The organism is Sphingomonas qomolangmaensis (genome assembly GCF_024496245.1).
GTDB classification, from domain to species: Bacteria; Pseudomonadota; Alphaproteobacteria; order Sphingomonadales; family Sphingomonadaceae; genus Sphingomonas; species Sphingomonas qomolangmaensis.
In genome coordinates, this window is record NZ_CP101740.1 from 1,736,972 (window position 1) to 1,749,865 (window position 12,894).

The 12,894-nt window shown below is 67.9% G+C and carries 9 protein-coding genes; 5 read left to right on the top strand and 4 right to left on the bottom strand.

Annotated features, from left to right (window positions below; all coding sequences use genetic code 11):
- Nucleotides 1–43 precede the first annotated feature (43 nt).
- Both NMP03_RS08170 and NMP03_RS08175 read left to right on the top strand, forming a co-directional pair.
- Complete coding sequence (locus tag NMP03_RS08170; protein ID WP_256504861.1) at nucleotides 44–1,744, top strand: glycoside hydrolase family 43 protein; 1,701 nt, start codon at nucleotides 44–46, stop codon at nucleotides 1,742–1,744.
- Complete coding sequence (locus NMP03_RS08175; protein ID WP_256504862.1) at nucleotides 1,741–3,501, top strand: glycoside hydrolase family 9 protein; 1,761 nt, start codon at nucleotides 1,741–1,743, stop codon at nucleotides 3,499–3,501. The genes NMP03_RS08170 and NMP03_RS08175 overlap by 4 nt, the downstream gene beginning before the upstream one ends.
- Here NMP03_RS08175 and NMP03_RS08180 read toward each other — a convergent pair.
- Nucleotides 3,488–5,917 (bottom strand): glycoside hydrolase family 3 N-terminal domain-containing protein, encoded by a 2,430-nt coding sequence (locus NMP03_RS08180; protein ID WP_256504863.1) that lies wholly within the window; start codon nucleotides 5,915–5,917, stop codon nucleotides 3,488–3,490. The two genes, NMP03_RS08175 and NMP03_RS08180, sit on opposite strands and share 14 nt — an antisense overlap.
- A 159-nt stretch (nucleotides 5,918–6,076) precedes the next feature.
- Between NMP03_RS08180 and NMP03_RS08185 the strand changes: the two genes are divergently transcribed.
- The 3 genes from NMP03_RS08185 (at nucleotide 6,077) to NMP03_RS08195 (ending at nucleotide 10,462) form a co-directional block, all read left to right on the top strand.
- Entirely contained in the window at nucleotides 6,077–7,132 is a 1,056-nt protein-coding gene (locus NMP03_RS08185) for a LacI family DNA-binding transcriptional regulator (protein WP_256504864.1), read from the top strand.
- A 145-nt stretch (nucleotides 7,133–7,277) separates the two neighbouring features.
- Nucleotides 7,278–8,690 carry a sugar porter family MFS transporter gene (locus tag NMP03_RS08190; protein ID WP_256504865.1) on the top strand — a complete coding sequence of 471 codons (1,413 nt, stop codon included), beginning with the start codon at nucleotides 7,278–7,280 and terminating at the stop codon, nucleotides 8,688–8,690.
- The gene (locus tag NMP03_RS08195; RefSeq protein WP_256504866.1) at nucleotides 8,690–10,462 is read left to right on the top strand and encodes an IlvD/Edd family dehydratase; all 1,773 of its coding nucleotides are present in this window, start codon (nucleotides 8,690–8,692) and stop codon (nucleotides 10,460–10,462) included. Before NMP03_RS08190 ends, NMP03_RS08195 begins: the two co-directional genes overlap by 1 nt.
- A gap of 49 nt (nucleotides 10,463–10,511) precedes the next feature.
- Here NMP03_RS08195 and NMP03_RS08200 read toward each other — a convergent pair whose 3' ends face one another.
- Genes NMP03_RS08200 through NMP03_RS08210 form a run of 3 tightly spaced genes read right to left on the bottom strand, consistent with a single transcriptional unit; the run spans nucleotide 10,512 to nucleotide 12,880 of the window.
- Nucleotides 10,512–11,171 (bottom strand): HPP family protein, encoded by a 660-nt coding sequence (locus tag NMP03_RS08200; protein WP_256504867.1) that lies wholly within the window; start codon nucleotides 11,169–11,171, stop codon nucleotides 10,512–10,514.
- Between the two features lie 30 nt (nucleotides 11,172–11,201).
- Entirely contained in the window at nucleotides 11,202–12,074 is an 873-nt protein-coding gene (locus tag NMP03_RS08205; protein WP_256504868.1) for an SMP-30/gluconolactonase/LRE family protein, read from the bottom strand.
- 5 nt (nucleotides 12,075–12,079) lie between these two features.
- A complete protein-coding gene (locus NMP03_RS08210) occupies nucleotides 12,080–12,880 on the bottom strand; it encodes an SDR family NAD(P)-dependent oxidoreductase (RefSeq protein WP_256508062.1) in 801 nt (266 codons plus the stop codon).
- Nucleotides 12,881–12,894 lie beyond the last annotated feature (14 nt).

Genomic DNA, 12,894 nt, shown 5'->3' on the forward strand with positions numbered 1-12,894 from the left:
GTAGCGCTATCAACGGCCACCAAGAGCCGACAGGGAGAGACTGATGCGATCGATTGCCCCCATGTTCGCGGCAATGCTGCTGGCCACCACCGCACCCGGCGTTGCGCAGCAGGCGCCCGGCACCGCCAGCTTCGACTGGTTCGACTATCGCGGCAGCGATCCGATCGACAGCGTCGTCCGCCCCGGTCCCGGCGACTATCGCAACCCGATCCTGCAGGGCTTCTACCCCGATCCCAGCATCACCCGCGTCGGCGAAGATTATTATCTGGTCACCTCGACCTTCAGCTATTTCCCCGGGATTCCGATCTGGCACAGCCGCGATCTGGTCAACTGGACGCAAATCGGCAACGCGATCGACCGCCCCGATCAGCTCGATTTCAAGCAGCTCGGCCTGTCGCGCGGCGTCTTCGCCCCCGCGATCGAGCATCGCGACGGGATTTTCTACATCCTGAACACCTGCGTCGATTGCGGCGGCAACTTCCTGGTGACCGCGACCGACCCCAAGGGGCCGTGGAGCGATCCGGTCTGGCTGCCCGACCTCGAAGGCGCGATCGATCCGTCGTTGTTCTTCGAGGACGACGGCACCGCGTGGATCCTCAACAACGGCCCGCCGATCGGCGAACCCCGCTATCAGGGGCATCGCGCGATCTGGATCCAGCGCTTCGATGCCAAGACCAACAAGACCTTCGGCCCGCGCAAGATGCTGGTCGATGGCGGCGTCGACCCGTCGAAGAACCCGATCTGGATCGAAGGGCCGCATCTGATCCAGAAGGACGGCTGGTATTACCTCACCTGCGCCGAGGGCGGCACCGCGGAGGCGCATAGCCAGGTCGTGCTGCGCAGCCGCAGCCCCGATGGCCCCTTCACCCCCAACCCCGCCAACCCGTTCCTGACTCAGCGCGGGCTTCCCGCCGATCGCGCCAACCCGATCACCTCGGCGGGCCATGCCGATCTGGTCCAGCTGCCCAACGGCGACTGGTGGGCGACCTTTCTGGCGGTGCGTCCCTATGAGGGCGATTTCTACAATACCGGGCGCGAAACCTTCCTGATGCCGGTGACCTGGGAAAACGGCTGGCCGAGCATCACCAAGCCCGGCGAAGTCCTGCCCTACACCCACGCCCGCCCCGCGCTGCCGCCGCAGCCCAAGCCAGCATTGCCGACCAACGGCGCGTTCGGCGTGCTCGAACAGTTCGATGCCGCCAAGCTCGGGCCGCAATGGATGATGATGCGCAACCCGCGCGAACAATGGCACCGGCTGGAAGGCGGCGCGCTTCACCTGCGCGCGCGGCCCGAGACGCTGGGCGACAACGCCAACCCCTCGTTCCTGGCGCGGCGCCAGCAGCATCGCGACGCCACCGCGACCACCGTCGTCCGCTTCGCGCCGACGCGTGACGGCGAAGCGGCCGGGCTCGTCGCGCTGCAGAGCGATGATTATTGGTACGCGCTGGTGGTCGCGCGCGAGGGGGGCAAGCAGGTGCTGCGGCTCGACCAGCGCGCGGGCGACGCCGATCCCAAAGCGGGCAAGACGATCGCCAGCGTTCCCTTCACCGGCACCCCCGGCCACCCGGTCGAACTCAAGATCACCGCGCGCGGCGACCGCTACGACTTCGCCTACGCCGCCAAGCCCGGCGAATGGCAGATTCTCGCCGAGGGCCGCGACGGTAAGATGCTGAGCACCAAGACCGCGGGCGGCTTCGTCGGCGCGGTGTTCGGCCCCTATGCCACCACCGGAGCCAAGCGGTGAAGGCCGCCCTGCTGCTGCTCGCAGCGCAGGGCGAGCTCGCGATCGACGTCAACCAGGTCGGCTTCGCCCCCGACGCGCCCAAGCTGGCGATCGCGCGGACGCCCGATGCGGCGCCGCGCGACTGGCGGATCGAGGACGCCGCGGGCAAGACCATGTTGTCGGGCAAGACCACGCCCTTGCCCGCCGACCCGCGCGCCGGCGGGCACCAGCAGGCGATCGACCTGTCGGCGCTGACCGATCCCGGCAAGGGCTACCGCATCCGCATCGGTGAGGCCGCCAGCGCGGCTTTCTCGGTCGCGCCGCAGCCCTATCGCGTACTCGCCAGCGATGCGCTCGCCTTCTTCTACCACCAGCGTGCGGGCACGCCGATCCTCGCGCGCCATGCCGGCGGCGCGCAATGGGCACGCCCCGCCGCGCATGTCGGCGAGCGGGTCACCTGCTTCGCGGGCAAGGACCAGCGCGGGAATGTCTGGCCCGGCTGCGAACACACGCTCGACGTCACCGGCGGCTGGTATGACGCGGGCGATCACGGAAAATATGTCGTCAATGGCGGCATCGCGACCTGGACGCTGCTCAACCTGCACGAATGGACCGGCGGCGCCGCCTTCCCCGATGGCGCGCAGTCGATGCCCGAAGCGGGCAACCGCGTTTCCGACCTGCTCGACGAAGCGCGCTACGAAGTCGGGTTCCTGCTGGCGATGCAGGTGCCGCGGGGCAAGACGATGCAATTGCCCGTCGGCCAGAACGACCCTGCAAAGCCGCTGACCTTTACCGCGGTCGATGCCGGCGGGATGGCGCATCACAAGGTCGCCGACGAGCGCTGGACCAGCATCCCGATGCGCCCCGATCGCGATCCCGTAACCCGCCGCCTCTACCCGCCGAGCACCGCAGCGACGCTCAACCTTGCCGCGGTCGCGGCGCAGGCGGCGCGGATCTGGCGAACGATCGACCCGGCGTTCGCCAAAAAATGCCTCGACGCCGCGACCGCCGCCTGGGCGGCCGCGCAGCGTAATCCACAGCTGTTCGCGGTCGGCGATTTCACCGGTTCGGGCGGCTATGGCGATCGCGACGTGTCCGACGAATCCTTTTGGGCCGCCGCCGAACTCTACGCGACCACCGGCGATCCGCGCTTCGCCGCCGCGGTCGATGCATCGCCGCACGCCGGCCGGCTCGGCGGCGAGCCGAGCTGGGCGTCGGTCGCGGCACTCGGCCATGCGACCCTCGCGATCGGCAGCGATTGGCAGCGGCGCGACCGTTCGCGCGCGCTGATCGTCGAGGCCGCCGACCGGTTCGAACGCGAACGCCGCGACGTCGCCTATCGCATCCCCTTCGCCAGCGAACGCTATGTCTGGGGATCGACCAGCAATTTGCTCAGCCGCGCGATGCTGCTGCGGATGGCGCAGCGCTGGGCCGGCGAGGCGCGCTTCGGCGCGGCGGCGGGCGATGCGCTCGATTACATCCTCGGGCGCAACCCGATGGGGACGTCCTATGTCAGCGGCCATGGCGAGCGCGCGCTCCAGAACCCGCACCACCGCTTCTGGGCGCGCCAGGCCGACCCCGCCTATCCCGGCCCGCCGCCGGGCGCGCTGTCGGGTGGCCCCAACAACAGCAATATGGGCGATCCGGTTGCCGAAAAGCTCAAGGGCAAATGCGCGCCGCAGCGCTGCTGGGTCGACGATATCGGCGCGTTCACGATGAACGAAGTCGCGATCAACTGGAACGCGCCGTTGGTGTGGGTCGCGACTACCGCACCGTAAGCTTCGCGCTCTTCAGATCGACCGAGTTCGGCCCCGCCGAGATCGTGAAGGTCCCCGGCTCTACTTCGCGCTCCATCTGCTGGTTCCAGATTGCGAGGTCGGCGGGCTTTAGCTCGAACCGCACCGTCCTCCGCTCTCCGGCTTTCAACGTTACCCGCTGAAAGCCCTTGAGCTCCTGCACCGGCCGGGTAACGCTCGCCTCGTCGTCGCGGACATAGAGCTGGACGACCTCGTCGCCGGTCCGGCGCCCGGTATTCTGCACCTCGACCTCGACCCGCGCGGTGTCGCCGGCGCCGATCCGCGGCGTCACGATCCTGGGCGCGCCGACGGTGAAGCTGGTATAGCTGAGGCCATAGCCGAACGGGTATAGCGGCTTGGTGGTGTCCAACAGATAGCCGCGCCGCGCCGATGGCTTGTAGTTGTAGAAATTGGGCAGCTGGCCGACATTGCGCGCTATCGACACCGGCAGCTTGCCGCCCGGATTGACCCGCCCGAAGATCACGTCGGCGGCGGCGGCACCGGTCTGCTCGCCCATATACCAGCCCTCGATCAGCGCGGGCGCGGCCTCGGACAGATAGTTGGTCGACAGCGGCCGCCCGTTGAGCAGCAACACCACCACCGGCTTGCCGAGCGCGAAGATCCGCCGCGCGAGCTCGTTCTGCGGCCCGATCAGGTCGAGCGAGGTCCGGTCGCCGAGATGGGCGTCGGCCCAGGCCTCGCGGCTCAATTGCTCGTTGTCGCCGAGCACCATGACGATCACGTCGGCATTGCGCGCGGTCGCGACCGCCTCGTCGGCGAGCTTGGCGTTCACTTCGGGCTCGACCAGATCGACCGCATCGGCCGACCAGGAGCGGCTCTTGGTCAGCCGAACCCCCTCGGCATAATCGACCGCGAACTTGCCCTGCCCTTCGGCGCGCATCCCGTCGAGGACGCTCACCACCTTGGCCGGCACCTCCGAATAGCCGCCCAGCGGCGTGTCGTTGGCATGGGTGCCGATCACCGCCATCCGCTTGATCTTGGTCGCGTCGAGCGGCAGCACGCCCTTGTCGTTCTTCAGCAGCACCATCGCGCGCTGCGCCGCCTCGCGCGCCAGCGCCACCGCGTCGGGGGTGTTGACCTTCGCCGCCGCCGCATTGGCGTCGACATAGGGATTCTCGAACAGCCCCGCCTGGAACTTCATCGTCAGGATACGGCGGACCGCGGTGTCGATCTGCTCCTGCGTGACCTTGCCCGCCTTGAGCAATTCGGGAAGCTTGGTGAAGCCTTCGCCATCGGGGGTTTCGATATCGACCCCGGCATCGAGCGCGCGTGCCGCGGCATCGCCGATGTCGCTGAACATCTTGTGCCGGGTCACCATCTCGCGGATCGCGAAATAGTCGCTGACCACCAGCCCCTGGAACCCCCATTCCTTGCGCAGCACGTCGCCCAGCAGCCATTTGTTGCCGTGGCTGGGGATGCCGTCGATCTCGTTATACGACGCCATCACCGACATCACCGGCAATTCCTTCACCGCGCGCTCGAACGGCGGGAAGAAATTCTCGCGCAGCGTGCGCTCGGAAATATTGGCAGGCGCGATGTTGGTGCCGCCCTCGGGCTGGCCGTGCCCGGTCATGTGCTTGAGCGTCACGAACACCTTGCTGGGCGCCAGCGGCAGCGTCGTCCCCTGGAATCCGCGGATCGCCGCGAGCCCCATCTCGCTCACCAGATGCGGGTCCTCGCCATAGGTTTCCTCGATCCGCCCCCAGCGCGGATCGCGCGCGACATCGACCACGGGTGCCAGCGCCAGCTGCGCGCCGACCGCGCGCATCTCGCGCGCCGCGACGCCGAAGATGCGCTCGACCAAGGCGGGGTCGAAGCTGCTGGCTAGCCCGATCGACTGCGGGAAGCTGGTGGCGCCCGGCGCGACATAGCCATGCAACGCCTCTTCGTGGAAGATCATCGGGATTCCCAGCCGGGTCTGTTCGACCGCCCAACGCTGCGCAGCATTCACATAGGCCGCGGTTTCGGCGGGGCTGCGGTTGCTGGCCCCCGCGGCGGCACCGGCGGCACCCGCGCCGCCCTGCGCCGCGACCTTCACGCCGCGCCGGTCATAGGGACGCGCGATCTGGCCGATGCCGTTGGGGAAGGACTTCGCCGCGATCTCGGGCGAAAACACCCCGGTCGCGGTCTGGATCTTGGCCTTGCCCTCCCAGATCGTCACCATCTGCGCGACCTTTTCCTCGAGCGTCATCCGCTTGAGCAGGTCCTCGACCCGCGCAGGGATCGGCTGGCGCGCGTCCTTGTACAGCGGCGCATCGGCGGGGGCCCGCGTTTGCGCGGCGAGCTGCGGTGCCTGGATCGCGGCGGTGGCGGTGCCCAGCACCAGCGTGGCGATCGCCAGCCGGCGACCCGCGCGCTTCGTCGCTCGATTATCCATGACGCAACTCTCCCATTTACACCGCCGATCGCGTAGAAGGCGATCCTGTCGTTTGTGATAGCGCTATCACGGATAGGCGAAGCGCAAGTTTGGCGTCAATGCCGGCGGCGATTTGCCAAGTCGCGAAAGGCGCAATAACCCTGCGACTGGGGAGAGACGATGCGATCGACACGGCGGGGGCAAGGCGGAATCACGGTTCAGGACGTGGCGCGGGAGGCCGGGGTTTCGGCGATGACGGTCTCGCGCGTCGTCAATGGCGGCACCAATGTCCGCGAGAGCACGCGCGTCGCGGTGCTCGAGACGATCGACAAGCTGCAATATAGACCTAACGCCGCGGCGCGGACGCTGGCGGCGGGCGATGCGACGCAGATCGGGCTGCTTTATTCGAACCCTTCGGCGGCCTATCTCAGCCAGTTCCTGATCGGTGCATTGGCGGGCGCGCGCCGCGCGGGCTGCCATCTGGTGCTCGAACCGTGCGAGGGCGACAGCGCCGAGGAACAGGCCGAAGCGACCCGCATCTTCGCCAGTACCCAGGTGCAGGGCGTGATCCTGCCGCCGCCGCTGTCCGAATCGGCGGCGGTCCGTGCCGAGCTCGAGGCCGCGGGCATTCCCGCGGTCTCGGTCGCGATGGGACGCCCCAGTTCGGGCAGCTTGAGTGTTCGGATCAACGATTTCGACGGCGCGGTCGCGGTGACGCAGCATCTGCTCGACCTTGGCCACACCGACATCGCCTTCATCCGCGGCCATCCCAACCAGGTCGCCAGCGCCGAGCGCTATCGCGGCTTCGCCTGGGCGCTCGAACGCGCGGGCCTCGATCCCGCGGCGATGCAGGTCGAACAGGGCTTCTTCACCTTCCGATCGGGGATGACCGCCGCCGAATCGATCCTGGCGCGCCAGCCACGCCCGACCGCGATCTTCGCAAGCAACGACGACATGGCCGCCGCCGCGGTGGGCGTCGCGCACCGCTTGGGGCTGCAGGTGCCGCGCGACCTCAGCATCGCCGGATTCGACGATACCGCGCTCGCCACCAACATCTGGCCCGAGCTGACCACCGTCCGCCAGCCGATCGCGCGGATGGCCGAAATGGCGGTGACGATGCTGCTGAACCGCTTGCGCACCCGCGGCGGGGTAGCGGGCGACGACACGCTCGAACACATCCTGCCGCACGAGCTGGTCCTGCGCGAATCGACCGCGCCGCCGCCGGCCAAGCGCTGAACGCCCGCCCCGCGGGGTCGCTTGCGGAAAGGCTTGGCGCGGGGAATTGGCGCGGCTAACAGTCGCTTGCAATCGGCGGGCATTTGCGCTCTTTGGTTACCGCTAACACACGAGGCGCAGCGAGCGCACGATTTCAGGAGCAGGCATGGACGGGGCAGCAGGCAATCGCGCGAATATAGGGTTCATCGGCGCCATCGTTGCGGTGGCGACGATCGGTGGCTTCATGTTCGGCTATGACAGCGGCGTCATCAACGGCACGCAGGACGGGCTCGAGGCAGCGTTCGACCTGTCGGCGCTCGGTACCGGGTTCAACGTCGGCGCGATCCTGATCGGCTGCGCCGCGGGTGCCTTCGGCGCCGGCCGGCTGGCCGACGTCATGGGTCGCCGCAAGGTCATGATGATCTCGGCGGTGCTGTTCCTCGTCAGCGCGCTGCTCGCGGGCGCCGCGGGTTCGTCGGGCTGGTTCATCCTGGCGCGCATCATCGGCGGCCTCGGCGTCGGCGCGGCATCGGTGCTGTCGCCTGCCTATATCTCCGAAGTCACCCCCGCCGCGATCCGCGGCCGGCTGGCCTCGATCCAGCAGATCATGATCATCACCGGCCTCACCGGCGCGTTCGTCGCCAACTGGGCGCTGGCGTCGGTCGCCGGCGGATCGACCGCCGAATTCTGGTATGGCTATGAAGCATGGCGCTGGATGTTCTGGCTGCAGGCGATCCCCGCGCTGGTATATTTCCTCGCGCTGCTGACGATCCCCGAAAGCCCGCGCTACCTGATGGCCAAGGGCCGCGAGGCCGAGGCCGAAGCGGTGCTGGTCAAGCTGCTCGGCCGCGACGAAGGGTCGCGCAAGGTCGTCGAGATTCGCGATTCGCTGAGCTCGGACCAGCATCGTCCGCGCCTGTCGGACCTGATCAGCAAGACCACCGGCAAGGTGCGTCCGATCGTCTATGTCGGCATCGGCCTCGCGATCTTCCAGCAGCTCGTCGGCATCAACGTCGTGTTCTATTATGGCGCGGTCCTGTGGCAGTCGGTCGGCTTCTCGGAAAGCGACGCGCTGCTGATCAACATCGTGTCGGGAACGCTCTCGATCCTCGCCTGCCTCGTCACCGTGCTGGTGATCGACAAGGTGGGGCGCAAGCCGCTGCTGTTGATCGGTTCGGCGGGCATGACCGTTACGCTCGGCACCGTCGCCTTCGCCTTCTCGAACTCGGTGACCGCCGCTGACGGCAGCGTCGGCCTGCCGGGCAATTGGGGCATCATCGCGCTCATCGCCGCCAATCTGTACGTCATCTTCTTCAACGTCAGCTGGGGCCCGGTGATGTGGGTGATGCTGGGCGAGATGTTCCCGAACCAGATCCGCGGTTCGGCGCTGGCCTTCGCCGGGCTTGCGCAGTGGCTCGCCAACTTCGCGATCTCGGTCAGCTTCCCCTGGGCAGCCGCCAATATCGGCCTGGTCGTCACCTACAGCTTCTTCGCGATCAGCGCGGCGATCTCGTACTTCTTCGTGATGCGTGCGGTGCACGAAACGCGCGGCGTCGAGCTCGAGAATATGGAAGGCTGATGCGCACTCCGGTCCGTCCTTTCCGATCGCGCGAATGGTTTGCCGCCCCCGGGCGCAGCGACATGGCGGCGCTCTATCTCGAGCGCTTCATGAACTACGGCATCACGCCGCAGGAGCTGCGCTCGGGCCGGCCGATCATCGGCATCGCGCAATCGGGGTCGGACCTCGCGCCGTGCAACCGGATCCATGTCGAGCTCGCCAAGCGCGTGCGCGACGGGATCCGCGATGCCGGCGGGATCGCGATGGAGTTTCCGCTCCATCCGATCTTCGAAAACTGCCGCCGCCCCACCGCGGCGCTCGATCGCAACCTGGCCTATCTCGGGCTGGTCGAGATTCTCAACGGCTATCCGATCGACGCGGTGGTGCTCACCACCGGGTGCGACAAGACGACGCCGGCGCAGGTGATGGCGGCCTCGACGGTCGACATTCCCGCGATCGTGCTGTCGGGCGGGCCGATGCTCGATGGGTGGCATGACGGCGAGCTGGTGGGTTCGGGTACGGTCATCTGGCGCAGCCGCCGCAAGCTGGGCGCGGGCGAGATCACCGAGGACGAATTCCTCGATGCCGCCACCGCATCGGCCCCGTCGGCTGGGCATTGCAACACGATGGGCACCGCATCGACGATGAACGCGATCGCCGAAGGGCTGGGGCTGTCGCTCCCCGGCTGCGCGGCGATTCCCGCCCCCTATCGCGAGCGCGGGCAGATCGCCTATGAAACCGGCGTCCGCGCGGTCGAGATGGCGTATGAAGACATCCGCCCCTCGTCGATCCTCACCCGCCAGGCGTTCCTCAACGCGATCGCGCTGACCACCGCGATCGGTGGATCGTCGAACGCGCAGCCGCACATCATGGCGATGGCGCGCCATGCCGGCGTCGACATCACGCCCGAGGACTGGATGGTCGGCTACGACCTGCCGCTGCTGGTGAACATGCAGCCGGCGGGCAAATATCTGGGCGAACGCTTCCATCGCGCGGGCGGCGTGCCCGCGGTGCTGTGCGAGCTGCTCGCCAAGGGCAAGATCGACGGCGGCGTGCCGACGGTCACCGGCCGCACGCTGGCCGAGAATGTCGCCGGGCGCGAGACGCGCGACCGCGACGTCATCTGGCCCTATGACGCGCCGCTCAAGAAACGCGCGGGCTTCCTGGTGCTCAAGGGCAATTTGTTCGACTTCGCGATCATGAAGACCAGCGTGATCTCCGACGCCTTCCGCGCGCGCTATCTGTCGCGTCCGGGCGAGGAGAATATCTTCGAGGGCCGCGCGATCGTGTTCGACGGATCGGACGATTATCATCACCGGATCAACGATCCCGCGCTGAACATCGACGAAGACTGCATCCTGGTGATCCGCGGTGCGGGCGTGCTCGGCTGGCCGGGCTCGGCCGAAGTCGTCAACATGCAGCCGCCCGACGCGCTGCTGGCACGCGGTGTGCAGAGCTTGCCGACGCTGGGCGATGGCCGCCAGTCGGGAACGTCGGACAGCCCCTCGATCCTCAACGCCTCGCCCGAGAGCGCCGGTGGTGGTGGGCTCGCCTGGCTGCGCACCGGCGACCGCGTGCGCGTCGATCTCAACCGCGGCGAGTGCAACGCGCTGGTCGAACCGGGTGAGATCGAACGCCGCAAGGCCGAACCCGCACCGCCGGTGCCCGCCAGCAACACGCCCTGGGAAGAGCTGTACCGCGAAAAGACCGGCCAGCTCGCCGAGGGCGGGGTGATGGAAATGGCGCTGAAATATCGCGGCACCTCGGAAAAGCCGCCGCGGCATAACCACTAGGGTGCGGCTTCTTCGTCATTCCCGCGAAGGCAGGAATGACGTTTGGGCTTCAGCGCTTGGCTTCGCGCTTCGCGGCGTGGCGCTCGGCATGCGCGAGCAGCGCTTCCAGATCCTCCGACGCGATATCGAAGCTCTCGTGCATGTCCTCGAGCGCAGCCTCGATATCGGCATGCTGCAGCCGCGACACCGGTACCGCTGCCGGGACATGCGGATAATTGCCCGCGGTCGCGCGGTGGAACAGCAAGGCCACCGCCACCAGCGCGATCGAATTGATCGCCACGGGCGCGAACGCGAAGCCGAAGCCCGCCGCATGAATCCCCTCGCTGCCGATGACTGCGGTCAGCGCCGCGGCGCCGCCGGGCGGATGCAGGCAGCGCAGCAGCGACATGATCAGGATCGCCGCCCCCACCGCGACGCCAGCGGCCATCGTCGAATCGGGGATCAGCCGATACACCGCGACCCCCACCAAAGACGAGATGACGTTGCCCCCCACCACCGGCCATGGCTGCGCCAGCGGGCTCGACGGCACCCCGAACACCAGCACCGCCGACGCGCCGAGCGGCGCGACGATCAGCGGGAAATCGATGCTGGTCAGCGGCAAGCCCCCGGTGACGACGATCGTCAGCGCGATGCCGATCGTCGCGCCCAGGCAACCGATCAGGCGATTGGTGAAGTTGGCGCCGGCCAGCAGCGGTTTGAAGAAGTTCATGCTCGTCCTGCGTGGATCATCGTCCGGCGCTTAGAACGCCGCCTCGACTCCCGCCACCCCCGGCACGTCGACGGTGAAGCTGAAAAGATCGCCCGCCAGCGGTTCACGTTCGCGCCCCGCGGCATCGAGGTGCTTGGCGGCGGTGGTCGCGAACACCGTGCGCAGATCGGGCCCGCCAAAGGCGAGCTTGGTGATCGCGCTCACCGGAAAGCGAACGGTTTCGAGGAGTTCGCCGGCGGGCGAATAACGCCGTGCGCCCCAGCCATTGTACAGCCCGATCCAGACGCAGCCTTCGGCGTCGCATACCGGGCCATCGGGATAGCCGTCCGCGCGGTCGATCTGCGCGAACAATCGGGTGTCGGTCAGCGTGCCGTCGGCGGCGAGCGCGCAGGCATGGATCGTGCCGCCCAGCGTATCGACATGGTACAGCGTGCGCCCGTCAGGGCTGATCGCCGGCCCGTTGGTGATCGACACCGGCGCGGTCGAGGCGACGCAATCCTTGCCGTCGTAGCGATAGATCCGCCCGGTCGCCGCCGCCTCGGCATCGTCCATCGTCCCGAACCACAGCCGGCCCGCGGCATCGACCGTCGCGTCGTTCAACCGATTGCCCGGCATGTCGGGCTCGGGATCGATCAACGGCGCGAACGATCCGTCGGCGGGATCGAAGCGCGCCAGCCCGGTCTGCAGCCCGGCGACGAAGCCACCGCTGCGCATCGGCAGCACGAAGCCGACCTGCGCGGGCGCGTCCCAGCTCTGCCGGCCACCGCTCGCGGGATCGTAGCGATGGACGAACCGGCCCTTGATGTCGACGAACCACAAGGCGTTGTCGCGCGCGACCCAGACGGGTCCCTCGAGCAACGGCGCGCCGAGCGACCAGACGCTGCGCGGTTCGTTTGTCGCCACGCCACTCACCGCCAGCCCGCGTCCACGAAATAGTTATGCCCGGTCACCAGCGCGGCATCGTCGCTCGCCAGGAACAGCACCATCGCCGCGATGTCGTGCGGGAGCAGCCGGCCCTTGAGGCACTGCGCATCGACAATCTCGGCCTCGCCCTCGGGCGTGTACCATTTGAGCTGCCGCTCGGTGCGGACATTGCCCGGGATCACGCAGGTGGCGCGGATGCCGTCGGGGCCGAGTTCGCGCGCCAGGCTGCGGGTCATGCCCTCGATCGCCGCCTTGCAGGTCTGGTACAAGGTCAGGTCGGCCAGCGCCAAATGCCACGAGATCGAGCCGAGGTTGATGATCACCCCGCCGCCGCGTTCGCGCATCGCGGGGATCACCGCCTGCGCGCTGAAGAACATGTGCTTCAGGTTTACCGACAGGCGGTTGTCCCAATAGGCTTCGTCGACCTGGTCGATCGAATGGCGGTCGTCATTGGCAGCGTTGTTCACCAGAATGTCGAACGCGCCCTCCTCGGCGATCAGCCGCGCGATCGTGTCGCGAAGCAGATCGATCTTGGTCAGGTCGACATGCTCGAAGCGCACCTTGGCCGGGGCCAGCGTTTCGACCAGCGCGCGCGAATCGGCCTCGGCGATGTCGAAGAAAGTGACGTCGGCGCCCTGCGCGACGAAGCCTTCGACCAGGCCGGCGCCGATCCCCGATCCACCCCCTGTGACCAGCACGCGCTTGCCGCGCAGGCTGGGGTAGATTGCGCGGTTGCTCTGCGCGGCCGTCTGTTGTTTCGAGATACTGATGTCGGCTTCGGCCATGGTGGTTCCGCTGT